The organism is Pseudomonas zeae (genome assembly GCF_014268485.2).
GTDB classification, from domain to species: Bacteria; Pseudomonadota; Gammaproteobacteria; order Pseudomonadales; family Pseudomonadaceae; genus Aquipseudomonas; species Aquipseudomonas neuropathica.
The window spans coordinates 417,235-441,704 of the sequence record NZ_CP077090.1 but is presented as its reverse complement, the minus strand read 5'-3'; the positions used below and the strand labels follow the sequence as shown (position 1 = coordinate 441,704).

Below are 24,470 nucleotides of genomic sequence, written 5' to 3'. Positions count from 1 at the left end.
GCTAAAAATATTTTCAGCGGTGATAACGCCGCACCGCACTGCTGTTGCGCAGCACATGGCCTTTGATTTTTTCCATCAGCTCGGCGCGGGTCAGACCGGCGGGCAAGGCGTCCGGGGCCAGATCCAGCGCGTAGATCTGGATGATGTAGTGGTGCGCACTGTCGCCCACTGGCGGGCACGGCCCCATGTAATGGGTGTTGCCCTTGCTGTTGGTGCCGCCGAGACCTTCGAGCGCGGATTTGGCACCGACGCCCGCTGCAATCTGGTGCGTGGTGGCTTTGATGCCGTAATGAATCCAGTGATCGACGCCCAGGCCTTTCTGGCCATCCGGGTCGTGCATGACGATCGCGTAGCTCTGGGTGCCGACAGGTCCAGCGTTCCAGCTCAGCGCTGGCGACTGGTTCTTGCCGCCGCAGCCGGGTGCATCGCTGGCCGCTGCCGAGGTGAACAGGCGGTTATCGGAAACACCCGGGATGTTCAGGGTGAAACGCTCCTGGGCCTGCGCCGGAAACTGCACGCAAAGGGTGACGGCGAGAGCCGCCAGCCATGGGTTGAGAGAGGTCAATCGGGTCATTCCGGGAGCACCTTGTGCAGTTGGGCCGTCGTCGGCTTGCAAACTATAGCTGTACCGTTCGCGCCGTGGCAGTAGCAAATGGCTGAACCTCGCACTACCGCGCAAACTCACAAGAGAAATGCCCGTGAGGAAGCCGATCATGCCAGTGCACCGTGTCGCCCGTATCGCCGATGTCCCAGAAGACCGTGGCCTGCAAGTTGAAATCGGCGCGTGCAAGATCGTGCTGCTGCGCGCCGGTGGGCAATTACGTGCCTATCAGGGCGAATGCCCACATGCCGGCGCACCGCTGGCTGACGGTGCGTTGTGTCACGGACGGCTGATTTGCCCTTGGCACAAGGCTGCGTTTCGCGCCGAGGATGGTGCGTTGTGCGAGCCCCCGGCGCTCGACAGCCTCAAGCGCTATCCGCTGGAGCTGCGTGGCGACGAGGTTTGGGTCGATGATCAGCCGTTGCCCGACCCGCATACGCCGCCGGCGGACGATTCGCGCACTTTCGTGATTGTCGGTGCCGGCGCGGCAGGTACAGCGTGCGCGGCGGCGTTGCGGGAAAAGGGTTTCGGTGGCCGGATCGTGATGATCGATCACGAGCCGGGGGCGGGTTACGACCGTACGGTGCTGAGCAAATTTGTCCTTGCCGGGGAGATGCCCCCGCAAGAAATACCGCCGCTGCGTGAGGATGATTTCTATAAAGACCAGCGCATTGAACGCCAACAAGGCGAAATTAGCGCAATCGACGCTCCGAACAAAACCCTGCACCTTATCGACGGCCAGACGCTGAGTTATGACGCGGCGGTGCTCGCCACTGGCGGCGAGCCCAATCCGCTGGATTTACCCGGCGCAGATCTTCCGCAGGTATTCGTGCTGCGCTCAAAAGCTCAGGCAGAACGGATCATGCACGCTGCCAGAGAGGAGCAACGTGCGGTAATCATCGGCGACAGCTTCATCGCCCTCGAATGTGCGTCGGCCCTGCGCCAGTATGGTCTCGATGTCACGGTGCTGGCTCGCCACGCGATTCCCTTCGCTGCGCAATTCGGTGAAGCCGTGGGCAAAGCGATTCGCGCGCTGCACGAACAGAACGGGGTGAAGTTCATCACCGAACACGCAGCCACCGAGATCATCGGCGAAGGCAAAGTCGAGGCCGTATTGCTGGACAATGGCCTGCGTCTTTCGGCGGATCTGGTGCTGGCCGGGGTCGGCGTGCACCCGGCCACCGAGGCCTTCGCGTCACTGCCGAGGGAAAAAGATCAGTCACTGCGCGTCGATGACGGCATGCGCGTTACGGACGGCCTGTGGGCGATCGGCGACATCGCCACCTTCCCGCTGAACGGCCAGTTGCAGCGTATCGAACACTGGCGCCTGGCCCAGCAACACGCACGCATCGCCGCGGCCAATATGCTCGGTGGCGAAGAACATTACCTCGACGTGCCGTTTTTCTGGACCTGGCACTTCGGCAAGAATTACGACTACCTCGGCCACGCCGAACACTGGGATGAAGTGGAGTTTCTCGGCGAACCCGAAAATCCGCCCTTTATCGGTCTGTTCGGCAGAAACGGTGTGCTGGTCGCTGCAGTCGCCTGCGAAAAAGAACGTGCAATGGCGCTGTTGGCCGAACGGATGAAGCAACCGCTGGCAATGGAAGAGGCCTGGACATTGATCCGCGATTACGCTTGATCGTTCCCACGCTCTGCGTGGGAATGCAGCCCGTGACGCTCCGCGTCACTGGACGCAGAGCGTCCCTAGAGGCATTTCCACGCGGAGCGTGGGAACGATTAATTAACGGGGAAGGGGTTCGCGATTATCGTCATCTTCAGCATGCAGAAAGATCACCCGCGGATGCTCCAGTGGTGCCAGCGGCGGTGGCAATTCCTGCGGATGAACAGGCCAGAAATGTGTCACCACATGGCTGATGTCACCCTCCTGATCGTTATGAATGGTCATCACCCCAGGCGTGCGCAGTTTCTGAAAGCGCTCATCGCAGAGTTTGAAACTCTTGCTCAGCCCTTCATCGTCAATCACCGGCGATGGCAAGCGGCGCTGGGCGAAGCTGCGGCTTTTGCGCTGCTGATAACGCGCCCAACCGATCAGAATCACCGCATTGACCAAGGCCACCCACAGATAGATCTGCAGGGTGCCCAGCGCGTCGAACGCCGACTTATCGAGCAGCGGCCCGCCCGCGTGAGTTTCGATCAGCGGCCATAAGCCACGGATCAGCAGAAACAGCAGGCCAACCCAGGCCACAACGGTGAGGATCACATCGATCACTACCAGAAAGGGCCGCTGGCGAGTCCGGATGATTTTCATTTGATGACCTCCTCTTCGTCGTCGCCGATCGGTTTGATGCCCCGATCAGGACTGACCCAACGCGCACGTTTCTGATGTTGGCCGAACAGCACTTTGGGGAAGCTGACCAACGTGGTCAGCAGGCTGATTAGCCAGAACACCAACGGATACCAGACCACCCAGAACATCGTGCGGCCCAATCCCGGCTCATAGCGCCGATCGATGACGATGCTTACCGCGAACTGCACCAGACAGACGAACGCCAGCAACAAACCGGTAAATGCCGGTGGCATCAGGTGATCCACTGCGATCGCCTCGGGCATGACCACAAACTTGCCGACGCACCAGAAGATTACCGACAACAAGAAGGTGAACGCCCAACCGGTCGACAGGCAGTATTCGAACAGCAGCGGCCACAGGTAACGATGGCGGTACTGCCAGATGCCACGGATGTTCTTGAACAGCACTTCGGCACCGCCCTGCGCCCAGCGCAACCGCTGCTTCCACAGGCCGCCAAGGGTTTCCGGCATGAGGATCCAGCACAGCGCGCGCGGCTCGTAGAAGATGCTCCAGTGGTCGAGTTGCAGCTTCCAGCTGATATCGATGTCTTCGGTGATCATGTCCGGGCTCCAGTAACCGACGCGGTTCAACGCGGTACGGCGGAACGCGACGATCACCCCGGAGACGGTAAAAATCCGCCCGAATACCCGTTGCGTGCGCTTGATCAGGCCGATGATCGAGGAGAACTCGCCGACCTGCACCCGCCCGACCAGCGTCGAGCGCGTACGGATCCGCGGGTTACCGGTCACCGCGCCAAGGCGTGCGTTATCCAGCATCGGTGCGACCAGATAGGCTGCGGTGTTCGGCGCCAGCAGCGCATCACCGTCGATGCATACCAGATACTCACTGCGCGCTGCGATAGCGCCCATGCGCAAGGCGACGGCTTTGCCCTGGTTTTCCGCCAGGTGCAGCACGCGCAGGCGCGGATCTTCCTTGGCCAGCGCATCCAGCACTTGCGCGGTGTTGTCCTTCGAGCCGTCGTTGATCGCGATAACTTCGATGTTCGGATAATGCTGGGCCAGCGCCGCGTGGATCGTATCGGCGGCATTGTCGCCTTCGTTGTAGCAAGGGATCAGGATCGAGATCAGCGGCTCGCCTTCCAGTGGCGGTGGCAGGGTGTCGTCCTGCCACGGCCAGTGGCGTTCCCAGTGCAGCCAGAAGTACAGGCCGCCGGCAATCCACAACCCGGACATGAACAGCGGGTAGAAGAACACGAAGTCCATCAGGAACTGCCCGGTGACCAGGAAGATCAGCCCCAGCGGCACGCCGAGGACGAGCGCCAGAACAAGCAGGGCTAACAGTCTATCCAGCATGTTATGGATTCCATTTGTTGGAGAGTGCAGGCCTTACGGTTTTCAGGTCCGGCAGGTTGTCGAGGAAGTTGTCCGGGTAGTAACCGAAACTGGTCGCGCCCTGACGCTTGAGACGGCCCATCCAGTCCGCCAGATGTGCACCGTCGATGTCGGCCTGATCCTTTTTCGTCCAGTCGCGGGCCTGCAATTCGAACACCGTGCGGTTCAGGGCTCCGGGGCGCTTGCTGACGGTTTGCACCAGGGTTTCCAGCCACGGGCCGGACTCGGCCTGGGTCTGTTTTTCCATGAGCGGCATGGCCATCGGCGCGGTCCAGTCATAGGTCTGCAGAAAATCGTCGAGGTTCTGTGCGTACCAGGCTTCGCTGCCGGGATTGAGCATCGGCTCGGCGAAAATATTGCGTGCGGTCAGCACCTGCGGGCCCCGAATGGCGCGGACTTTAGCGGTCAGCTCGTTGGTGAAGTCGATCAGGTAGCGGCTCTTGAACCGCGTCCATCGCTGCAGGGCCGCCGGATCATCGCGCAGGGCGGCAATTGAACCTGGCAAACCGTGGGCGACGTAGGCTTTCAACGCTTCGGGGCCGGCGTCCTCGAAGTCCGACAGAATCGCATCGTCGTGATAGAGGATGCCGTCGACCGAGGTCAGCCGCGCCACGTCCTCGTAGATTTCGCCGATGATCCGCCGCACCTCCGGATCGAACGGTGACAGGCGTTGGTACTGATCCGGATCGATTGCGGTGGTGCCGGTTTTCGGATCCCAGCGCGTGACACGCGGCAGCTTCGCATCAAGGCCGAAACTCAGCACCGGCATCCACGCAAACACCTTCACATTGGCGCGAGTACGCAGTTGCCAGGCCACGCGGTCGAAAATATCCGCACGTACCGGCAAGTGACGGTTGGGAAAGTACAGCGAGTGCACCAGACCATCGCCCTGCGGATCGGCAAAGGCTTGCAGGAACACCGTGTTGGCGCCCATGTCGGCCATGCGCTGCACCAGTTTTCCGAGGTTGATGTCCTGTTGTGCCGGATCCGGGTCGTAAACGTTGTCCAGATCAACGTGCACCACACGCATGACGAAATCCGACTGCACGTCGACGATGCTATTGGAGAAAACCTCGCCGTCGGGATCGGAGGAAACCAGGAAGCGCGGACTGCTCATCAGGTTGTCAAGGGCGTCGAGACCGTCGTCCAGCGTCAGGGCCATTTCGTAGCCCTCCTCGCCGACCACGGTCAGCGATGTGCCATCCGCCGCACCATACGGCCAGACCCAGACGCGTAGTTTCTTGCCGGTGACCTTGCGGATTTTTTCCGAGATGTTGTTCACGTCGGTGCGAATCCGCGCCTGGAAATCGGCCTCGGACTCATAACGTTTGGTCAGCGGATCATAACGCCGGGTCGCAGCAGCAGGCTGCAGGTTGCCCTGCGGGTTGGCCAGGATCCCTTTGTGGTTCGCGTCGGTGTGCGCGGCAATTTCCACCAGGCCGGATTGCGAGATTTCGCGCACCTGTTCCCAGGTCAGGAAGTCGGAACGCACACGCGGCGCACCGGCAAAATCCACCGGTTGATTGAGCGGCGTGTCGATCCAGACGCCGACCGGGGCCAGCAAGGCGTGCCAGTTGTAGGCACGCAGCACCGGCAGCACGCGGGTGTAAAAGCTCGAATAGCCGTCGTCGAAGCTGAGCAGGATCGCTTTCGCCGGCAGCTCCGGGCCGCCCTTGCGCGCGGCCATGATCTGGTCGACCGTCACCGGTTTGTAGCCGTTCTCGCGCAGCCACGCGAGCTGCTCGATCATGCGCTCGGTGCGCACCGCCACCACGGCCTGATCGGGATCGCGGTCTTCAACATCGTGATAGGCGATGCCGAGCACGTGATTTTTCGGCCACGGTTTTTCGCTGGCCGCCAGCGGACGCTCGGACGGCGGCGCAAAGGCCGGAGCTTGCTGGGCGCAGGCGCTGACCAGCAGCGCTCCCAGCAGAAGGATGAAACGCGAAATCAAAGGCATCTTCAAACTCTTCTAGAAGCGGAAAGTGAGGTCGACGAGCAGACGCAGATCGGTCTCCCGATCACCGTCGTAAGGCCGGTTGATCACACTGAACAAACCGCCCACCTCGAACACGTCGTTCCAGGCATAACGCTGGCCGTAACCGAGCAGGGCCATGCCGCCGGTGCCGTGCTCACGCTGGCTGTACGTGCCGGCACCGGCCTGGAATTGTTGGCTCCAGGAGGTTTCGTAGCGGTGGTAGAGCACGTGATTGACGTTGACCAGCGGCATCACGCTGAAGTCGGATTTGGGGTTGAAGTACGGCACGTCATCGGACTTGGAGTTGTGGCTGGTACCGACTTCCAGACCGGCGTCGACCTGCACGTTCGGCGCGCTGTAGACGCCCTCGCGGCCAGTGAGCAAGGCTTCAACGCGGTTGTTGCCGTCGCTGAAGTGCGACGGGCTTACCGACAGGCGCCACTCGCGGCTTTCGTTGGCACGCCAGCGAATGAAACCGCTGCCGCCATTGGCCTTGATGTCACTGTTGAGCGCGCGCAATGGCGTCTCGGCCGACAGGTATTCGAGGCTGCCGCCGTACTGCCAGTGGTCATTGAAGTCGCGGGCAATCGCCAGACGCGCGCCCTGTTTGTCGCCGAACCCGTAATCGTGATTGGACACCTCGGCTTCAAGGGTCATGTCACGAGTGCGGCGCTCCAGGCCGACACGCTGAAAGCGGTGGTGCCCGGTGCCTTCGGCGAAGTCGCCGGTGGCATACCCGGCCCCGGCGAACACGCGCCAGTCTTCATCAATGGGCGGGCTGTACAGGGTGGTCTGGATACCAAAATCGCGGCTGCCGCTGACGGCTCCGGCATCGCCACTGCCGCCGCCATTGGCCTTGCCGCCGTAGGCTTCAACGCGCAGTTCGGACATGTCATGCACTTCGCGCTCGCGCGCTGCACGCTGGACCTGACGGTTATCAGGGAAACGCGCGACCACGTCATCGGTCAGCGCATCCATCTGCCGCCATTCCTGCAGCGTCATCGCCGTGCGCGCCTGCGCGACTTCCAGGCCCATGCCGCGCGGCACCATGCTCTCGGTTTCCTTGAGCTGGATTTCCGCACGGCGCGGCCATTGCCGCGCCAGATACAGGTCAGCCTGGGCCAGACGCAGGCCGACATTGCCGGGGGCCTGATCGACCAGCGTCTGCAAGCGTTCTTCGCTGTGGGGCAAGTCGGAACCATAGGTCCCGGCCTGCGCGGCCAACTGCTGGGCGTCCATCCATTCATGGTTGGGATTGCCGATGGGCAAACCTTTGAGTTCGACACGCGGACGCTGGGACTTGGCAGCGTCCTCGGCGACTTTGCGCGCTTCATCGGCACGGTCGCTTTCCAGCAATGCGTAATACAGCGCGGTGGTGTCTTCGAGGCGATCACCGACATCAGCGTCCGGCGCCGACAGCACCTGGCGATACAAGTCCGCGGCGATTTCCGGTTCACGTTGATCCAGATACGACGCCGCTACCCAGCGCAGGGCGTAAGTCGGAATCTTCACACCTTCGGCTTGCAGCTTCTGGTACTCAGTGATGACGTCGGCCGTGCGTACCCTGGCCTTGAGTGCGCCCATGCGGTCGATGCGCCAGCGAATGACGTCGTCGTGAGCTGTGGCGTCAGGTGTCCAGGTGGCGAGCAGTTTGTCGTAATCGACCAGCGCACGGTCGGCGATGACGTAGCGTTCTTTTTCGCTGCGGGTGGCGAGTTCGGCGAGACGCACGCGCTCGGCGGCCAGATCACCTTCGAGGCGACGCAACGTGACCGGATCGATCAACCCCGGACGCTGATTGGCCAGACGCAGCGCCGGTTCCGGCAAACGCGCCTTTTGCAGAGCAACCACGTATTCGCGAGCGACTTCCGGCTTGCTGCCGGCGCGCTTGAAGGCCTGATCGTATTCGAACAGGGCATCGTAAGGTTTGTTGTCACGGGTCAGGGCATAGCCCAAGGCGAGACGGCGCGACGGATCATCAGGTTTGGCCGCCACCAGCGCTTTGGCGCTGGTCACCGCTTCGTCGGGTTTACCGGCGTCAGCCTGGGTCAGGGCCAGGCCCAGTTGCAGATCGGCGTTATCCGGCTCCAGCGCCAGGGCCTTGTTGTAGACCTGAGTCGCCTGGTCCCAGCGCTTGAGGTTGCGATAGGCACGGGCGGTGGCGGTCAGCGCCTGAACCGGCAGGACGCGGTCGCGGCCCTGGGTTTCATAAACCTGCACCACTTCGGCATCGAGGCCGGCCCAACTGGCGATTTGCAGGTGATCGCTGATCTGCCCGGTCGTCGACTGACCGGGTGGCACCTGACGCAAAACCGTCAGCGCCGGCGTGTACTGCCCGGCGCGAGCGTCGCGCACCATCTGATCGTAGGGTGTGTCGGCAAACGCCAGCGCCGGCCAGAGCAACTGGCTGCACAGCGCGACTCGGAACAAAGGGCGTAAACCACGATGTAATACAGGAACATCAATACGCGGCATTCGTCAGCATCCTTACATGGCCAGCCGGGTCGCAATGCCCTCCTTGCCCATTCGTAACGGTGGCCGCCAATGCACATGCAACGGCCAAGCTTAGTCAGGCAGTTTTGCACGCAAGCGTAGAGCAACATCCAGAACACAATAATTGTTCAGAATCGTGCTGGCGGTTCAGCCGAAACCCGAACGCCAGACAGCAAAACGCCCGGCGTCTGTGCGATACAGAGGCCGGGCGCTGCTATTAAGAACGCAGAATTACTGCACTTGCGTGACGCCTGCGAACTTGCTCATCAGGAAGCCGACGAACTGCTCAACGGTCATCTTCTGGCCGTTGAATTCGACCTGATTGGCGGCGTAATGCAGCTTGGTCACGACGTTGCTGCCGTCGACGACGGCCAACTGCGAACCGACCGCCATGCCGGCGAACATGTCAGCCGCTTCTTTGGACTGATCGACGATGGCTTTGGCATCAGTCTGACCATCCAGTTGCGCTTGCACGCTGAGCAGATCGACCAGCATTGGCTTGGACACCTGGATATTCAGATCAAGCAACGCGATCAGTTGTTTGCCCAGTTGATCCGGCGGCAAATCCATCGATTGCGGCTTGGTCAGGTCGATCACCAGATTGGCCTTGCTCTCGCCGTTGGCGGTGTTGAACGAGAGGTTTTCCAGCGCAATCTGTGGGCCGGCGGCCAGCAATTTCTGCAGGTCGGCTTTGACCTGGGCGTTTTCAGCTTCGGTGAGGTTCAGCTCCGGCGCTGGCAAGCCTTGGGCTGCAGCCTCGGCCGCGGCTTTTTCATACGGCTGCAATTTGGTCTGGTAGATCTGCATCAGCGACATGGTCGACGGGATGTCGAGGTTTTTCAGGCTCATGGCCATATTGGCCGAGCCGATTTTCTTGTCGTTGAGGCTGACTTCGCCAATCTTGTAATCAGCACGACCCGAGGCATTGCTGCCGTTTTCTTCGGTGAGGTTCTTCATTTCGAAGTTCTTCACACCGAGCACCGATTGCTTGGTGCCGAAGGTGGTTTTGCTGTTGGTCAGCTCCAGGGTGTTCTCGCCGGTGTAGTAGCCGTAGCTGCTTTTGGCGAGGTTGCTGGCCAGGGTCAGACCGTTGAGTTCGACCTGCACCGGCGCCTGATCTTCAGCCACGGTGACCAGCTTCAGGTTGTCCATGTAACCGTCTGCCTTGACCTTCTGCGCTTTGGCGTTAGCGGAGATGTTCATGGTCAGGCCGGAAAATTTCAGACTCGATTGCTCATCCAGCGCAGTTTCGAACGGCAGCAGGTCGAGAGTGCTGGTGGTGGACTCGTCGTAGCCGATGCTGGTCACGCCTTTGAGCGGCGCGGCGCCCTTGGTGGCGGCGAACCATTTCTCGGTGGCCGGATTCTTTTCCAGTTCGTAGTTGCTGGTGGCCATGACCGGCAGCCATTTCAGCGAAACCAGACGCGAGAACGGCAGCGGACCGTGTTCGATGTGGTCGACAAACAACAGTTCGACCGGCTTGTCGCCAAACATCTCGCCTTCACCCTTGAGGCGATAGTGCGCGGTACTGGTGAAAGTGTGGCGTTCCAGCGACACCAGCTCCAGCGATGCGGTGCCGTTGGAGCCGGCCATGGCGGTTTGCAGCTCTTGGTTGGCATTGCTGACGGCGTTGTTCAACACGCCTTCGATCTTGGTCCCGGTGTACCAGGCCCCGCCCGCGCTGATCGCGCCGATGGCAACAACAATTCCGAGAAGCACGCCTGCTGATTTATTCATGAATGACCTGATCGATTTCCGTGGCTGTGAGTGTGGTCGTCTTCCCTGAACCCGTGACCGGGTCGCGGCTCGACTGCGCTGAATTCAGCGGTGGAGATTAGCACCGGGCGCGTGAGCTGGCCCAATGTTTAAAGGTTAAAGAGTGTCTATGGGGAGAGTGGACAGTGGGTGGGCAGTGAGAGTTTCGCTGTTTTTCAGTCCGCCTTCGCGAGCAAGCTCGCTCCCACAATGGATCTGTGCTCAACGCAAATCCACTGTGGGAGCGAGCTTGCTCGCGAAGGGGCCAGATGATTCAGCAGAGAATCAGGAATACTGAACCTCGATCTCATCCAGTTGATGATCAAAGCTTTTGAGCCGCGCGGTCCAGGTGTAGACCAGCACTTCAAAGTCCCGATCGATCACCGCCCCGCCCGGCCCCTCGCCGCGCGGGTCGCAGAAATCCAACTGATAGCGCTCGCGGGCCATGGCCGTGGCGACATCGGACAATTCGCGGGCGTTGTTCAACCAATGCCAGCCCTCATCATCGATCTGCTTGTCGAGTTCCAGGCACTGCTTTTTCAGCGCTTCGAGGCTCTTTTCCAACGGCGTGCCGGTGAGTTCGCCCATGACTTCGGCGAAGGTCCGCCCCGGCTGCCAGTAACTGCCCCAGAAATACCGGTCGAACACGGTTTCGACCCGGCGCAGGGCGACTTTGGTGTCCCAGATCAGCACCAGGGTCTTGCCCTGTTCAAGCTGCCGCTTCTTCACGCGCTGCACCTGAACCGACGCCCAGGCGACCACGACGATGGCCATGACCGCAATCAGCGCGACGGCGCTGTCGAGGAAAACCATGGCCTTGTCGATCTGATGGGCCAGCATGATGCCGTAGAAATAGGTGGCCGAGAGCAGCACCAGCGCTGCGAGGGCGCACCAGAAGCCGAGAGCGTAAGGGTTTTTCATTATTGGTTTCCCCTAGACCAGCGCTAGCAATGTGCGCTGAAAAGGCGCCTTGCTCGGGGCGCCCTTCCAACACTTCAAAGCATAGCAACGGCCTCAGGGTTTGCTGGGGCTTGCAGCGTGCGTTCGTCCGCTTTCCCAACCGCCGCCCAAGGCGAGGAACAAATCGATCTGACTCATGGCGACCTGGGTGTTGGCGGCGGCCAGTTGCGCGGTGACATCGGTGTAGGTGCGCGTTGCTTGCAGGTCGGCGAGGAACGACTCGCGGCCGGCCTGGAAGAAGCGGTGGGTCTGGTCGGCGGCCAGTTTCGCTGACTGCTCGGCATCGGCCAGCGCATCGCGGCGTTGCAGCAAGGCGCTGTACTGAGCCAGACCGGTCTGGGTTTCGCGAATGGCGTTGAGCACCACGCCGTCGAAGTGCGCCAGTGCGCCTTGGGTCGCCGCTTCTGCCTCGCGGATTCGCGCACGAGCGCCGTTGGTCGGCACTTTCCAGCTCAGCGATGGGCCGAAACCCCAGCGGTTGGTCGACGGATCACCCAAGTCATCGATGAGACCAACAGTGCCGATGGTCGCGCCGATACTGATGTCCGGATACAACTCGCCAGTGGCGACGCCGATGCCGGCGGTCGAAGCGGCCAGACGACGTTCGGCCTGACGTATGTCTGGGCGACGTTTGAGCAGCGCAGCGCCATCGCCGACCGGCACCAGTTGGGCGATTTTCGGCAGTTCGGCGCAGGTGGCGGTGCCGGCCGGCAATTGATCGACCGGTTTGGCCAGCAGCATCGACAGACGGTACAACCCAGCTTGACGGGCCGCTTCATAGCGCGGCAGTTCGGCGCGCAGGGATTTGAATTGGGTTTGCGAGCGAGTCACCTGAGTTTCGTCGCCACGGCCGGCATCGCGCAGACGTTGAATCAGCGTGGTGCCTTGCGATTGCAGGTCGAGAGAGTGCTGGGCGATCTCCCGTTCTTCGTTGGCCGCGCAGACTTGGGTGTAAGCACGCACGACGTCTGCCACCAAGGTGATCCGCGCCGTGTCTGCCGCTGCCTGGGTCGCGTCGGCATTGGCCTTTGCGCCTTCGATGCCGCGTTGCAAAGTGCCCCACAGATCGAACTGATAAGAAGCGCTGATGCCGATGTCGCCGACGTTATCGACCGGGACTTTTTCCGGCAGCAAGAATGCCTGACCAGACTCTTGCAAACGCTGCGCACCCATCTTCACACCTGCGCTCCAGCCGCCCGCTGCTTCGGCCTCATCGACCTGAGCTCGAGCCCGCTGCAGGTTCGCCGCCGCTACGCGCAGATCGGTATTGGAAGCCATGGCCTGCTGCACCAGTTGATCCAGCCGCGCATCCTTATAAAGACGCCACCAATCCGCCGGCACCGGCGCCGAAACTACCGGTTTGCCGGCCACCGCCAGTTCGCCCTGAAAATCCTTGCGCTGCACCGCTGCATCCTCAGGCACCTGATAGTCCGGCCCGACCATCTGACAGGCCGAGAGCATCACGCCCAACCCGGCGATCATCAGCGCCCTGCTCATTGCGCGGGCTCCTGCTTTTTATCGTCGACCTTTGAGTCTTCGATGATCGAAACGGTGGCAGTGCGCCCGGCGATCATGCGGAAATCTGCCGGCACGTCATCAAAGGCAATCCGCACCGGAATCCGCTGCGCCAGTCGCACCCAGCTGAACGCCGGGTTGACGTTCGGCAACAGGTTGCTGCCGCTGGTGCGGTCGCGGTCTTCGATACCGGCGACGATGCTTTCGACATGCCCGCGCAGTTTGGCGCGGTCACCGATCACACGGATATCCACCGACTGGCCGACATGGATGCCGTCGAGTTTGGTCTCTTCGAAATAGCCGTCGATGTGGAACGAGTTGCTGTCGACCACCGACAACACCGGACGCCCGGCGGTAACGAATTCCTGCGGACGCGGCGCACGGTCGTTGACGTAGCCGTCCACCGGGCTGCGGATCACTGAGCGGTCGAGGTTGAGCTGAGCGCTGTCCACGGTGACCATGGCTTCGGCCAGTGCCGATTGCGCGCGGGCGACCTTCGACTGGCTTTCTTCCAGTTGCTCGGCCGGCACCAGGTTACCGAGGCCACGGTTACGCTTGGCCTCGCGCTGGGCTTGAGCGAGGGTTTCTTCGCGATCAGCGACGGCCGCCTTGGCCTGACGCAGGGCCAGTTTGAAGCGATCCTGGTCGATGCTGAACAGCACCTGGCCACGCTTGATCAACTGGTTGTCTTTCACTTCAACCTGCTGGATCAACCCGGAAACGTCCGGGGCGATCTGGATGATGTCGGCGCGAATGTGGCCGTCACGGGTCCACGGCGCGAACATGTAATACATCACCATGCGCCAGACGAGGACAACGGCAAAAGTCACGATCAGCAGGGTCAGTACCACGCGACCGATGGTCAAAAACGGTTTTTTCATGTCATCAGGTATCGACTGAGTGAGTCCACGCCGTACAGCAGTACCGCGTAGAGAGCCACGTTGAACAATGCCCGGTGCCAGACCAGACGGTAAAAGTGCACGCGCTGAAGTACGCCATGCACCAACAAAAACAGCACATAAGTAATGCCCATCAACACCAGAAGGGTCGGCAGGAAAATGCCGCTGATGTCCAGATCACCGATCATAGGGGCGCTCCATCGGGCAGCGGTTCTTCGGAGTCGGCACTGGCGACGAATTCGACGCCGGGCAACAACGCCAGACGCAAACCGCTCAAGGCATGCAACAGGTTCAGACGGGTTTCATCGTCGCCCTGGCCATTGAGTGCGCGACGAGTGCGATCGAGGGTCATCAACAATGGCGCTGGCGCCGGCAAGCGTTCGCCAGCCTTGAGACAAGCGCGGAAATACTCGCCGACTTCACTGACCACTTGCTGCAACAGCGCGTTCGGCGCGCCCGTCACCCGTGGGGTATAGGCGAGTAAATCGAGCAGGTTCAGGCCGACGCGGACTTCGCGCATGGCGATGCCGGTGTCTTGGCCGGTGAGGGCCAGACGCGGCAGGTGCTGCATCAGTCGATCGAGCAACTGCACGCCCAATTTGCGGTGTTCGGCAAGGTTGGCCGGCTCGGTCATGTGGACGATGTCTTTCCAGCTGAAACGGGTCAGGCGTTTGGCTGCCAGTTCGGCGCCGAACGGGCGTGCGACCAGCGTCCAGATGAAAGCGAAAAGCAGGCCGATCGGTCCAGCGAGGTTGGAGTTCACGAAGGCGAAAAAATCCGCATCGTAAGCGCCCTGAATGCTGATGAACGACGAGGTGTTAACCAGCGTCAGCAGCATGCCGAGGAAGAACCGCGGCTGTACCGTCAACGTGCCGACGCAGATGAACGGGATGGAAAACGCCAGCACCAGCATCGGGAAGTCATGCAGGTTGGGCAGAATCAGAAACAGATAAAGGCTGGCGAACAGCACCGACATCCCGGTCCAGAAAAAGAACCGGTAAATCTGCGGTGCCGGGTCGTCCATCGAGGCGAAAAAGCTACAGGCCACCGCGGCGAGAATCACCGCGCTGCCGCCGTCCGGCCAGCCGAGCAGAATCCACAGCACCGAGGCGGTGATGATCGCCAGAACGGTCGAGGCCACCGAGTAGAGCATCAGTCCACGATCAATAAACGGTGTCAGTCGACCCAGTCGCCAGTGGCGATACACCGCGCGCCAGCTGTCCTGGCGTTCGCAAAGAATCGCGTCCTGCAGACTGCGGCAGTCTTGCCACAGATCGATGAATTCGCCGAGACGATAAATCGAATTTGAGAACAGCAATTGCCTACGATCCTCAAGCGCCTCGACGCTCGGCTGCAGGGCTTCGAGCTGATCTTTCAGCGTTTGCCAACGGTCGAGATCGGCGTCCGGGTGACCGAGCCATTCACGGGTCGCGGTAAGCAGCGGTGCGAATTTTTCCACCAGTTCCGGCGTGCGCCGTTCGAGGGCGTAGAGCGAATCTTCCAGCGCATCAATCACCGGTAATAGATGAATCATCCGCCCGCGCAATTCTTTGGTGTTGCGCACGGTTTGCGGTCGCGCACCTTCGTGAGGCAACTGGCCAATCATTAATTCGAGGCTGTTGAAGTTGGCAACCATGGCCATGCGCAGCGCAGTGACTTCTTCGGGCTGCACGTCGCGGCTGAGGAATTTCAGGCTGTAGGTCGTTGCGTCGGCGAACCACTTGCTCACGGCATCGTTGAACACCGGCGCCAGACGACGCGGCCAGAACATCGCGCCGACCACGGCGGCAACGGCGATGCCGAGGAAAATCTCTTCGGTGCGCGCCTCTGCTACGTCCCACACCGCCAGCGGGTTATCCACCACCGGCAAGGCAATCAGCGGCAGGGTGTAACCGGCGAGCATCAATGCATAGTTGTTGGCCGTGCGCAGTTGCAGGGACAGGAACAGCAAAATACCCGTCCACAGCGCGATGACCACCACCAGCACAAACGGACTCTGCACGAACATCGGCACGAAAAAAACCGCCGCCGCGGCACCGAGAAAAGTCCCGATGGCACGGTACAAGGCCTTGGAACTGGTCGGCCCGAGAAACGGGCTGGAGACGATATACACCGTGGCCATCGCCCAATACGGACGCGGCATTTGCATGAGCAAGGCGATGTACAGCGCGATCATCGACGCTGCAAACGTACGGACCCCGTAGAACCAGTCACGGGCCGGCGGAATGCCGGAGAAAAAACCGTTCAAGAATTGACCACCAAAGGCGGACTGGCCGCCTCAAAAGCTCTGAGTACCCGAAGCGTAGCTTCCAGATCGCTTTGCTCGATGCCTTCGAGCACCTCGTGACGCAAGCGCACCAGTTCGATCTCCACCGCTTGCACCAGTTCACGACCGGTGTCGGTCAGGCTCAGGCATTTGGCCCGGCGATCCTGGGCATCTTCGGTGCGGCAGACGTAGCCGGAATGACACAACTGATCGAGCAGACGCACCAGCGACGGACTCTCCATCCCGGCGGCCTGCGCCACTTGCACCTGGCGCACGCCCTCGCCCAAGCGGCCGATCATCAACAGCGGCACGGCGCAGGCTTCGGAGATTCCGTAGTTGACCAGCGTGGTCTGGCAGATCTTCCGCCAATGCCTGGCGGCCACCACCATGGCACTGCTGATGTTCATCTGGAGAGCGTCGAGTTCGTTCGGCACGAGGAAATGCACACTGTTAGTTTGCTAACTATCAATATCGCATTGGAGGGGAATTTCAGTCAAGTTTTGAAACAAATTGCCTGTTCAGGGTTAGCCTACCGAATCGAAATCACCCGCTATCTGCTCAATGAAATCGAAAACCTCCTCCGGCACGCTGAACTGGAACTGCTTACGTCGATGCTTTGAAACTTTGTTACCGTTATCCAGACACATCATTACCAGTTTCGAGAGGTCGCTCCCCCGTACGTCAAAACGCCCATTCACCTCTTTGATGACGTAGTCGTATTTTTCAAGAAACTCGGTCTCCTCGCGCAGCTCCACTTCCAATGCTCGCAAGGCCATCTGCAAGGTAAATTCTGCACATTGAGTCCCGTCCCAGAATCGATAGATTGAGTCGTGCCCAATAAAATCGAAAGCCATCTGATCAGCGTCCAGCCAAGTGACATTCCAGAACTCTCTTGCTGGTTTCGAGAACTCCTTTAACGCTTCGAGATAGCCAGACTCTTCGTGTTTCATCGCTACGGAAACCGGTAACAACAAACCATTTTTTAGAGCGTCAGAGTGGCAAAGCGTCTGGTGAATCAGGAAACGTGAAAGTCGACCATTGCCATCCATGAACGGGTGAAGAAAGACAAACCCGAAAGCCACAACCGCTGCAGCTATCAACGGATCAACCTGCTTGGCTGAGTGATTGGCAAAACTCATCAACTCGTCCATCAACTCCCTGCACAATTGCGGCGGAGGCGGGACATAGCTGACGCCAGCTGCGCCTCTCAAGCCGTTGTGTAAATGGTTCTGTTCATGACGGAAAAGCACAGCTTTATCGAAAGGATTGGAAACCGTACTGTTCTGCAACTCGACCAAATAGTCTTCGCTCAACTCTGTTCGCTCATGGGCTTGGCGCAGAAGCCGAACAAAACGGCGCGACTTTTCTTCGTTGGGCTCTTCTTTCTCAATGGCGAAAGAATCGCGGGTCTCATGCAGATAGGCCCAATTGATTGCCCGATCCATCATTTCCGGCGGCAACGTCGCCATAAAAGCCTGGGCTCGACCAAGGATGTCCAGATCAAGCAGCGCCTGCAGCTCCGTCGTACGCTCGACTGTGGCGCAGTAACGCATTGACCCCAACCCGTTAAAATCTACCCGCCAACGACTATTTCGAATTGCAGGCCCGGTGACATAACGCTTGGGATCAAACAAAGCGACAACGTTGCCCCGAACCGGTACGGAATATTCCAGCTGTTTGCCCGTGAAACTTTCCCAAAGAAAACAGGCCTTGCGGATAAATACCCCGTTAGGTGATCGGCTCAACTCACCTAGCAACTCGTCCGCTTCAACGGTTTCAAGCGCCTGAGCAAGAATGCACAGGTTTATTCCCTCATGCTTCAGAGCAAACAAGATGTGCTCAAGTGTCGAACCCTGTGCCGGCGCGACGCCGTTTGGAACCGCTAGACACTCACCGATCAAGGTAATCCGGGTAACCGGTTTGATCATCGCAATGCGCTTGGGGGCAAATGCATTAAGCTTCAGCGCATCACGCAGGTGGGCATATCCAACAGTTGGCATCGTCATCGTCCACATAAAAATTCACTGCGACGATTAAAGCCCAGTTTTTTTTACATCGCGCATGTTTTTTTTACATTTCAGCCTTTTCCTACAATTTTTTTTACACACTTCTGCCCTTTCTCAACAACACATCCAACTGATCCACCACCTCCGCCCAGTCGGCGTCATCCAGAATCTCGTCCCGTAAAAACTGCGACTGACTCTTCGACCAGAAAAACGCGTCAGCCAAATGCAGCTCGGGTTTGAGCGGGGAATGGGTAGCAATGAATTGGTCAATGCTGGTCGGATCGTTGTCCAGGCCGAGTTGTTTGAACAGGGATGGGAGAGTGTGGGTTGGTTGCTCCATTGCTGAGTTCCTTCAAAAACGGGGTGTGTGGAAGATTATTCGCGAGCAGGCTCGCTCCCACAGGGGAATGCGTTCAACCTGTGGGAGCGAGCCTGCTCGCGAAGGCGTCAGTGCAAGCGCCGCAACACCTAATCACTCAACTCCCGCACCTCGGCATGCGGCACCATTTTCAGAAACTCCGGCATGCTCATGTGCAGCAGATAGTTGTGGTTGCCCGCCTCCAGATAAATGTCCTTCTGCCGCGTCAGCAACGGGTCGATGACCATGGCCAGGCCATAGGAGCCACCCAGCGGCGGTACCGCGCCGCGTTCGCAGTCGTCGAAGATGTGCGCCAGATTGCTTTCGCGAGTCAGTTGCCATTCGCCGCTGGTGCGTACCTTGCTCAGGTCCAGGTGACGACTGGCCGGCAATACGGCCATCAGGTAATGCCCGTGGTGGTCGTCAAGGATGATCGATTTGGCCACGCGCTCGGCGGGTACCCCGGCGACCCGTGCGGTTTCCAGGCTGCTGGACGAGTGTCGATGGGCGACGATGTCGTATTCGCAGTGCGCCCGGTTCAGGCTGCTCTGCACCTTTCTTGCCATACGCATGATGCACCTCGGTGTTGCGCTGAACGGTGATTGCCGTGTCTTTGAGTCTAGTTCGGCGGGTGTCTGGCGCAGGGAAATCCGCTCACCGGACATATCTGCACATTGATCAAAATTCATACAGGACAACCCTCAACTAGACTGTAAGAACCAGACATGACGCTCGCGGAGGGTCACGTGAACAGCCGATGTTGTGCGTTTGCCTTGCTCCTGATGATCAGCGGATCAGCCCTGGCTGCCGACAGCCAGTTACCGGCCATGAGTCCGGCCGGTTTGTGGCTGATTACCTTGGGCATCGTCTTTCTGATCGCCGAAGCGGCGCTGCCCAATTACGGGGTGATCGGCTTGGCCGGAATCATCATGTTCGTCATCGGCGCGCTGATTCTGAGCAACGCCGAATTGCCGGCACCGATGATGATCGGCCTCGGTCTGATCAGCGCCCTGCTGTTGCTCGCGCTGCTGATCCGTGCCCTGAAAACCCGCCCGCGCCATGCCGTCAGTGGCGACGCCGGCCTGCTCGGCAGTGTGACCGCGATCACCACGGTGCAACCGGGCGATGCCCGTAACGGCTGGGTGCAACTGCAAGGTGAACGCTGGCAAGTGCTCAGTGCCACACCGCTGCACACCGGGCAACCGGTGCGCGTGGTGGCGCGCAAGGGATTGTTGCTGCAAGTGGCCGCGACTGACGCGGCACCGCTCGGAGAGTGATCATGGGTTTGCAAATTGGTTTTGTTGCGCTGCTGTTACTGGTCATTGCCCTGGCCGGCTCGACGTTTCGCATCCTGCGCGAATACGAACGGGGCGTGGTGTTTCAGCTCGGCCGCTTTTGGCAGGTCAAAGGCCCCGGTCTGATCCTGCTGATCCCGGTGGTCCAGCAAATGGTCAGGGTCGACCTGCGCACGGTCGTCCTCGACGTGCCGCCGCAGGACGTGATCACCCGCGACAACGTCTCGGTCAAGGTCAACGCCGTGCTGTATTTCCGCGTGCTCGATCCGCAGAAGGCGATTATTCAGGTTGAGGATTATCTTTCTGCCACCAGCCAACTGGCGCAAACCACCCTGCGCGCGGTGCTTGGCAAGCATGAACTGGATGAGCTGCTGGCCGAGCGCGAGCAGTTGAACATCGACATTCAGCAGGTGCTCGATGCGCAGACCGATGCCTGGGGGATCAAGGTCGCCAACGTCGAGATCAAGCATGTCGATCTCAACGAATCGATGGTCCGCGCCATCGCCAAACAGGCAGAAGCCGAACGCGAACGTCGGGCCAAGGTGATTCACGCCGAAGGCGAATTGCAGGCCTCGGAAAAACTCATGCAGGCAGCGGAAATGCTCGGTCGCCAGCCTGGGGCAATGCAGTTGCGCTATATGCAGACCTTGAGTTCGATTGCCGGGGACAAGAGTTCGACGATTGTCTTTCCGTTGCCGATCGAATTGCTCAAGGGCATGGCGGATTTGTCCGGCAAGTCCTGAAGAGCAAAAGATCGCAGCCTGCGGCAGCTCCTACAGGGGATCACATTTCAATGCAGGAGCTGCCGAAGGCTGCGATCTTTTGAATGCCGCGCAATTCTTCCAGGGCTTCAAATGGTGCTAGCGCAAAAGTGCGCACACGTTCCTGCAACAGCGCCGAAGCCTCGCGGCGCTTGTCTTCACCATCGGCAACAAACACTTGCGAAGGCTGTTTCGCATGCTGCGCGGCAGCGGCAAACACCTGCTGACGCTGCACATCATTCAATCGAAAGAACCGCGCCAAACGCCCTGCCATCGCATCAGGCAACTCACTGTAATTCACCGCCAAACCGCCGGAATCACGGCAATGCAGCCACCCTGCTTCAAGCAAGCGCCCCAAACGCCGCGCGATAAAATCTTCACGTCCTTCAAACGGCAAACCATCCTCCAATACGCAATCACCGAGCATCCCCGGCACCATGTGCATCCCCGGCCGGCGCAGATGAGAAACGGCAATTTCCAAAGGATCGCGATAGAGAAACAGCCACGGCGTATCTGCGAAACAGTCCTGCAGCAGCGGCCATTCACCGATATTCCAAGCGTCGAGTTTGATCACTAAACGCTGTTCAATACCGCGCCGGCGCTGACCATAAGCCGAGAGCAATCCAGTGATCACCGCCCGGCGTTCGATGGCAGGCAATTCGTTGCGCAACAGTGCGTCTAGCGGTGGCGGTTCGGACACAACGATGTGATCGTCGAGTTGCGCGAGCATCTGACTGATCAACGTCGAGCCACAGCGCGAGGCGTGCAGAATAAAAGCGCTTGGTGCGAGGCCGGGGCTTTGCGCTTGCCATTCGGTCAGCGCCGACAGCGGCGTCTGCCGTCGAAACGCCTGATTGAAGGGCAGCCGCAGTGCATCGTCCACCGCCTCACGGAAAAACGGCTGATGCAGCGGTGTCTCACCGAACCAGCACCAATCGACCCGCCACTGCCCGTCGACCGGCCAGACACGAATGGGCAGCCAACCGTCGAAACTCAACAGCTCCATTGTTCGTTCCATTGCCGCCGACCATTGCGCATCGCGGTACGCAGTTCTTCGCGAGAAAATACCAAGCCGCGTTCCGTCGCGAGTTCCAGCGTTCGAGCGATAAATACCTCAGGGTCATGCAGCGTGCGCAAGACCAGTGACAGCGAGCCATCCTCAGTCACCAGCCTTTGAAAGCGCTGCAAGTCGGTATCGGCCAAACCCGGCGCTGGTGTGTCGGGCAATCCTTCGACGATCATCTGTTCAAGCCAGGCATCGGGTTTGCAATCGATGACCAGATGAATACGCGCAGAGGTATCGCGGTTATCCACTCGGTGCGGACGGGCGAGATCGAGAAACCAGCATTCCCCAGCAGCCATCGGCACGCGTTGGCCGTCGAGCCAGAAGTCGACATTGGGCGGACTGAGCAACGGAATGTGCAAACGGCGATCGGCGTCCGGGCCATTCAGATCGTAATCGCGATGTTCGTGAATGCGCGCGCCAGGGCCCAGGCGCAGCAGTCGAGCGCTGACGATATTCAGCGACAGATTGCGCAAGCCGTGGCGCCAGCGCTCATCACGCAACCACGGTTCGCGTAGCAACGGCTCACCGCGACCGGGCGACAGTTCGGTCAACGCATCGGCTGCCGAAATCAGCGCGACGCCACTCCAGTCACCCGAGAAATACTCGGTGTTGAAGTGACTGCGCCAGGCGTCGTCGGCAATCGCCGCCAGCGCTTGCAGCAACAGCGGCAAATCCACCGTCACCGGCAAACGCGAGAACGCCGGCCGGCTCATGTCCTGGGCAACACCGCGCACTCGCCGAGCCAGGTCAGCAATCGATCAAGGCAGGCTTCGACCGTTTGCGCACCGGTGTCGAGCACCAGCGACGCCTGCGTTGGCGGCTCATACGGTGCCGACACTCCGGTAAATCCAGCGAGGTCACCGCGTCGCGCACGGGCGTAATGCCCTTTCGGATCACGCTGCTCGCACACCGCCAGCGAAGCGCTGCACCAGACTTCGCGATAGTCGTCCCCCAAGCGTTGCGCAAACACCTCACGCAGTTCGGCCAGTGGCGCAATCATCGCCAAAATCACGATTTGCCCGTTTTCCACCAGCAACGCGGCGAGCTCGCTGGCGCGACGAATATTTTCCTGGCGATCAGCGTCGGTGAATCGCAGATCCCGATTGAGCCCGATGCGCAAACCGTCGCCATCCAGTACCACGCTTTGCAAACCTCGCCCGAACAACTCGGCGTGCAGCGCCTGGGCAAGTGTCGACTTGCCCGCCGCCGGCAAACCGGTCAACAGAATCGCTGCACCGCGATGCCCATTACGAACCTCGCGTTGGGTGCGGCTGATGCTGGCGCTCGGCGCCAGCACGTCACTGCGCTGGGGCATGCGCCACCACCGGCACCGAAATATCCCCCGACGCCCACGCCGACTCGCGGTTGGCCAGCGCGGTGGCGATCGACTGCACTTCGGTCGACTGCACCTGATCCGGCAACGGATCGAGGCCGGCACTGGCGAAGATCTGGCCGTAGGCATTGCGTAAATCGGCGTACGACAGATCGCGACGCAGGTCTGCTTGCAGGTTGTTCAGCTCGCCTTGAATCAGTTCCAGTTCACCAATCCCGGCCGCCTGATGACGGTTACGCAATTGACCGACGATTTGCCCGTCGATGTCCGACAACTGTTGGTTGGTCTTGAACTGGCGCATGGCTTCTTGATAGTTGGCATTCGCCACATACAGTTGCGCGAGCACCGCTATCGACATTGCTTGTCGCCGCGCAGTGGCGACTTCTTCGCCGGCCTTGGCGACGTTGATCGCCGCCGGAGCGGAGATCACGTTGAACAGGTTCCAGGTGACTTTCACGCCATAGTCGGCCCAGCCCTGCTCGACAAGGAAGGAGTTGCTGTCGTAATGCCCGCCAGCAGAAAACTCCAGGCCCGGCAGCAAGCGCAGCATGGCCTTGCGGGTTTCTGCGGCGCTGATGCGCGTCTGGTAATCCTGCTCGCGCAGTTCCGGGCGGCTGGTCAGGGCTTCCTGTTCGAGTTTGGCCAGATCGACCTTGAGTTCGGGAATCTGATAACCGTCATCGGTGGCCAAAGTTAAAGGGGTGCCCAGCGGCAAGTTGATCAGCGTCGCCAGTTCGGTTTTCGCCAGCGACAAGGCGCGGCGTTGTTCCTCCAGTTGCCGGGTCGCTTCGATCAGCGAGCGCTGGTAACCGAGCGACTGCACCGGATCTCCAATGCGTTGATCGCTCAGGGTCTGACTGTTGTCGCGGGCGGTCTGCACTCGTGCCATCAGGCTGTCGATCTGCTTGAGCAGACGTTCAGCGGCCATCGCCCGCCAATAGGCCGAGCGCACGTCCTGAACGATGGTGTTGATCACCTTGCGGCGCCGTTCCTGGACGATCAGGCGCTGATCGCCCTGCTGCTTGGCGCTGATGTAGCTGACGCCGAAGTCGAGGACGTTCCAGACCATGGTCAGGTCGGCGACTTCGCGGTCACGATCTTGCGAGGTCGACGGTTCCAGAGACTGGGTGCCGGTGCGTACGCTCTGGCTGCTGGAGGCGTTGACGTTGTTGCGCCCGACGTAGCCAGCGTCCAGCGCCATGCGCGGCAGCATGTCGAAACTGGCGAGGTCGAGCTGCCGCTTGGCCAGCGCTTCCTCCATGATCTTCAAGCGGCCTTCGAGGTTGTACTTCACGGCGCGGGCCATGGCCTGGTGCAAGGTCAACGGACCGCGCAACGGTTCCTGATCCTTGTACATGCCTTGCAGATCGCTTTTGGCACGCTGTTCACTGACGCTGCGCTCAATCGGTTCACTGGTCACTGCACATCCGCTGATCGCCAGCGCCAGCAGGCTGGCGCCGAACAACTTCTGACTTCTCTTCATCCCTGGATCGCCCCTAGGTCCCGCACAGTGTTGAGTAA

Annotated in this window: 22 protein-coding genes; 3 read left to right on the top strand and 19 right to left on the bottom strand. The window is 60.2% G+C overall.

Annotation, left to right across the window (positions count from 1 at the left end; translation table 11 throughout):
- Positions 1–13 precede the first annotated feature (13 nt).
- Positions 14–574, bottom strand: coding sequence for a YbhB/YbcL family Raf kinase inhibitor-like protein (locus HU754_RS01920; RefSeq protein ID WP_093440364.1), 561 nt, complete (start codon positions 572–574; stop codon positions 14–16).
- Positions 575–713: 139 nt separating this feature from the next.
- Here HU754_RS01920 and HU754_RS01915 point away from each other — a divergent pair, with 139 nt between their 5' ends.
- Positions 714–2,243 carry an FAD-dependent oxidoreductase gene (locus tag HU754_RS01915; protein WP_099757679.1) on the top strand — a complete coding sequence of 510 codons (1,530 nt, stop codon included), beginning with the start codon at positions 714–716 and terminating at the stop codon, positions 2,241–2,243.
- A 102-nt stretch (positions 2,244–2,345) separates the two neighbouring features.
- Here HU754_RS01915 and pgaD read toward each other — a convergent pair whose 3' ends face one another.
- The 14 genes from pgaD to HU754_RS01845 form a co-directional block, all read right to left on the bottom strand.
- Positions 2,346–2,873: a poly-beta-1,6-N-acetyl-D-glucosamine biosynthesis protein PgaD gene (gene pgaD, locus HU754_RS01910; protein ID WP_186620826.1), complete on the bottom strand. Its 528-nt coding sequence runs from the start codon at positions 2,871–2,873 to the stop codon at positions 2,346–2,348.
- Positions 2,870–4,225, bottom strand: coding sequence for a poly-beta-1,6-N-acetyl-D-glucosamine synthase (pgaC, locus tag HU754_RS01905; protein ID WP_116256406.1), 1,356 nt, complete (start codon positions 4,223–4,225; stop codon positions 2,870–2,872). The genes pgaD and pgaC overlap by 4 nt, the downstream gene beginning before the upstream one ends.
- Position 4,226: 1 nt before the next feature.
- Positions 4,227–6,224, bottom strand: coding sequence for a poly-beta-1,6-N-acetyl-D-glucosamine N-deacetylase PgaB (pgaB, locus tag HU754_RS01900; protein WP_186620827.1), 1,998 nt, complete (start codon positions 6,222–6,224; stop codon positions 4,227–4,229).
- A 12-nt stretch (positions 6,225–6,236) separates the two neighbouring features.
- Complete coding sequence (gene pgaA / locus HU754_RS01895) at positions 6,237–8,717, bottom strand: poly-beta-1,6 N-acetyl-D-glucosamine export porin PgaA (RefSeq protein WP_186620830.1); 2,481 nt, start codon at positions 8,715–8,717, stop codon at positions 6,237–6,239.
- Between the two features lie 249 nt (positions 8,718–8,966).
- Positions 8,967–10,472, bottom strand: a complete 1,506-nt coding sequence (locus HU754_RS01890; RefSeq protein ID WP_186620832.1) for a YdgA family protein — start codon at positions 10,470–10,472, stop codon at positions 8,967–8,969.
- A gap of 303 nt (positions 10,473–10,775) precedes the next feature.
- Positions 10,776–11,411, bottom strand: a complete 636-nt coding sequence (locus HU754_RS01885; protein WP_099757676.1) for an NADH:ubiquinone oxidoreductase subunit N — start codon at positions 11,409–11,411, stop codon at positions 10,776–10,778.
- A 93-nt stretch (positions 11,412–11,504) separates the two neighbouring features.
- Positions 11,505–12,947: an efflux transporter outer membrane subunit gene (locus HU754_RS01880; RefSeq protein WP_099757675.1), complete on the bottom strand. Its 1,443-nt coding sequence runs from the start codon at positions 12,945–12,947 to the stop codon at positions 11,505–11,507.
- Entirely contained in the window at positions 12,944–13,846 is a 903-nt protein-coding gene (locus tag HU754_RS01875) for an efflux RND transporter periplasmic adaptor subunit (RefSeq protein ID WP_034151806.1), read from the bottom strand. The genes HU754_RS01880 and HU754_RS01875 overlap by 4 nt, the downstream gene beginning before the upstream one ends.
- Positions 13,843–14,052 carry a DUF1656 domain-containing protein gene (locus tag HU754_RS01870; RefSeq protein ID WP_034151805.1) on the bottom strand — a complete coding sequence of 70 codons (210 nt, stop codon included), beginning with the start codon at positions 14,050–14,052 and terminating at the stop codon, positions 13,843–13,845. The genes HU754_RS01875 and HU754_RS01870 overlap by 4 nt, the downstream gene beginning before the upstream one ends.
- Complete coding sequence (locus tag HU754_RS01865) at positions 14,049–16,112, bottom strand: FUSC family protein (protein WP_093440313.1); 2,064 nt, start codon at positions 16,110–16,112, stop codon at positions 14,049–14,051. The genes HU754_RS01870 and HU754_RS01865 overlap by 4 nt, the downstream gene beginning before the upstream one ends.
- Positions 16,109–16,537, bottom strand: a complete 429-nt coding sequence (locus HU754_RS01860; protein WP_127925375.1) for a MarR family winged helix-turn-helix transcriptional regulator — start codon at positions 16,535–16,537, stop codon at positions 16,109–16,111. The genes HU754_RS01865 and HU754_RS01860 overlap by 4 nt, the downstream gene beginning before the upstream one ends.
- Before the next feature lie 117 nt (positions 16,538–16,654).
- Entirely contained in the window at positions 16,655–18,130 is a 1,476-nt protein-coding gene (locus tag HU754_RS01855) for a Fic family protein (protein ID WP_175559669.1), read from the bottom strand.
- A gap of 100 nt (positions 18,131–18,230) precedes the next feature.
- Positions 18,231–18,476, bottom strand: a complete 246-nt coding sequence (locus tag HU754_RS01850) for a DUF2789 domain-containing protein (RefSeq protein ID WP_186620834.1) — start codon at positions 18,474–18,476, stop codon at positions 18,231–18,233.
- Positions 18,477–18,604: 128 nt separating this feature from the next.
- Positions 18,605–19,066 carry an aminoacyl-tRNA deacylase gene (locus HU754_RS01845; protein ID WP_186620836.1) on the bottom strand — a complete coding sequence of 154 codons (462 nt, stop codon included), beginning with the start codon at positions 19,064–19,066 and terminating at the stop codon, positions 18,605–18,607.
- Positions 19,067–19,219: 153 nt separating this feature from the next.
- Between HU754_RS01845 and HU754_RS01840 the strand changes: the two genes are divergently transcribed.
- Both HU754_RS01840 and HU754_RS01835 read left to right on the top strand, forming a co-directional pair.
- On the top strand, positions 19,220–19,771 hold the full coding sequence (locus HU754_RS01840; RefSeq protein ID WP_186620838.1) for an NfeD family protein: 552 nt from the start codon (positions 19,220–19,222) through the stop codon (positions 19,769–19,771).
- A 2-nt stretch (positions 19,772–19,773) separates the two neighbouring features.
- A complete protein-coding gene (locus HU754_RS01835; protein WP_007917711.1) occupies positions 19,774–20,532 on the top strand; it encodes a slipin family protein in 759 nt (252 codons plus the stop codon).
- 40 nt (positions 20,533–20,572) lie between these two features.
- On the opposite strand, the gene HU754_RS01830 is transcribed toward HU754_RS01835, so the two are convergent.
- The 4 genes from HU754_RS01830 to HU754_RS01815 are packed head-to-tail and all read right to left on the bottom strand — an operon-like array spanning position 20,573 to position 24,432.
- Positions 20,573–21,556, bottom strand: a complete 984-nt coding sequence (locus tag HU754_RS01830) for a sulfotransferase family protein (RefSeq protein ID WP_099757669.1) — start codon at positions 21,554–21,556, stop codon at positions 20,573–20,575.
- Positions 21,544–22,329, bottom strand: a complete 786-nt coding sequence (locus HU754_RS01825; RefSeq protein ID WP_186620873.1) for an aspartyl/asparaginyl beta-hydroxylase domain-containing protein — start codon at positions 22,327–22,329, stop codon at positions 21,544–21,546. Before HU754_RS01825 ends, HU754_RS01830 begins: the two co-directional genes overlap by 13 nt.
- Positions 22,326–22,931, bottom strand: a complete 606-nt coding sequence (gene cysC / locus HU754_RS01820; protein ID WP_186620840.1) for an adenylyl-sulfate kinase — start codon at positions 22,929–22,931, stop codon at positions 22,326–22,328. Before cysC ends, HU754_RS01825 begins: the two co-directional genes overlap by 4 nt.
- Complete coding sequence (locus HU754_RS01815) at positions 22,915–24,432, bottom strand: TolC family protein (protein WP_186620842.1); 1,518 nt, start codon at positions 24,430–24,432, stop codon at positions 22,915–22,917. Before HU754_RS01815 ends, cysC begins: the two co-directional genes overlap by 17 nt.
- Positions 24,433–24,470 lie beyond the last annotated feature (38 nt).

Excerpts from the sequence above, each read along its gene's own strand:
- HU754_RS01920 (WP_093440364.1), bottom strand. The coding sequence starts at position 574 with ATGACCCGATTGACCTCTCTCAACCCATGGCTGGCGGCTCTCGCCGTC.
- HU754_RS01915 (WP_099757679.1), top strand. The coding sequence starts at position 714 with ATGCCAGTGCACCGTGTCGCCCGTATCGCCGATGTCCCAGAAGACCGT.
- pgaD (WP_186620826.1), bottom strand. The coding sequence starts at position 2,873 with ATGAAAATCATCCGGACTCGCCAGCGGCCCTTTCTGGTAGTGATCGAT.
- pgaC (WP_116256406.1), bottom strand. The coding sequence starts at position 4,225 with ATGCTGGATAGACTGTTAGCCCTGCTTGTTCTGGCGCTCGTCCTCGGC.
- pgaB (WP_186620827.1), bottom strand. The coding sequence starts at position 6,224 with ATGCCTTTGATTTCGCGTTTCATCCTTCTGCTGGGAGCGCTGCTGGTC.
- pgaA (WP_186620830.1), bottom strand. The coding sequence starts at position 8,717 with ATGCCGCGTATTGATGTTCCTGTATTACATCGTGGTTTACGCCCTTTG.
- HU754_RS01890 (WP_186620832.1), bottom strand. The coding sequence starts at position 10,472 with ATGAATAAATCAGCAGGCGTGCTTCTCGGAATTGTTGTTGCCATCGGC.
- HU754_RS01885 (WP_099757676.1), bottom strand. The coding sequence starts at position 11,411 with ATGAAAAACCCTTACGCTCTCGGCTTCTGGTGCGCCCTCGCAGCGCTG.
- HU754_RS01880 (WP_099757675.1), bottom strand. The coding sequence starts at position 12,947 with ATGAGCAGGGCGCTGATGATCGCCGGGTTGGGCGTGATGCTCTCGGCC.
- HU754_RS01875 (WP_034151806.1), bottom strand. The coding sequence starts at position 13,846 with ATGAAAAAACCGTTTTTGACCATCGGTCGCGTGGTACTGACCCTGCTG.
- HU754_RS01870 (WP_034151805.1), bottom strand. The coding sequence starts at position 14,052 with ATGATCGGTGATCTGGACATCAGCGGCATTTTCCTGCCGACCCTTCTG.
- HU754_RS01860 (WP_127925375.1), bottom strand. The coding sequence starts at position 16,537 with ATGAACATCAGCAGTGCCATGGTGGTGGCCGCCAGGCATTGGCGGAAG.
- HU754_RS01855 (WP_175559669.1), bottom strand. The coding sequence starts at position 18,130 with ATGCCAACTGTTGGATATGCCCACCTGCGTGATGCGCTGAAGCTTAAT.
- HU754_RS01850 (WP_186620834.1), bottom strand. The coding sequence starts at position 18,476 with ATGGAGCAACCAACCCACACTCTCCCATCCCTGTTCAAACAACTCGGC.
- HU754_RS01845 (WP_186620836.1), bottom strand. The coding sequence starts at position 19,066 with ATGCGTATGGCAAGAAAGGTGCAGAGCAGCCTGAACCGGGCGCACTGC.
- HU754_RS01840 (WP_186620838.1), top strand. The coding sequence starts at position 19,220 with ATGACGCTCGCGGAGGGTCACGTGAACAGCCGATGTTGTGCGTTTGCC.
- HU754_RS01835 (WP_007917711.1), top strand. The coding sequence starts at position 19,774 with ATGGGTTTGCAAATTGGTTTTGTTGCGCTGCTGTTACTGGTCATTGCC.
- HU754_RS01830 (WP_099757669.1), bottom strand. The coding sequence starts at position 21,556 with ATGGAGCTGTTGAGTTTCGACGGTTGGCTGCCCATTCGTGTCTGGCCG.
- HU754_RS01825 (WP_186620873.1), bottom strand. The coding sequence starts at position 22,329 with ATGAGCCGGCCGGCGTTCTCGCGTTTGCCGGTGACGGTGGATTTGCCG.
- cysC (WP_186620840.1), bottom strand. The coding sequence starts at position 22,931 with ATGCCCCAGCGCAGTGACGTGCTGGCGCCGAGCGCCAGCATCAGCCGC.
- HU754_RS01815 (WP_186620842.1), bottom strand. The coding sequence starts at position 24,432 with ATGAAGAGAAGTCAGAAGTTGTTCGGCGCCAGCCTGCTGGCGCTGGCG.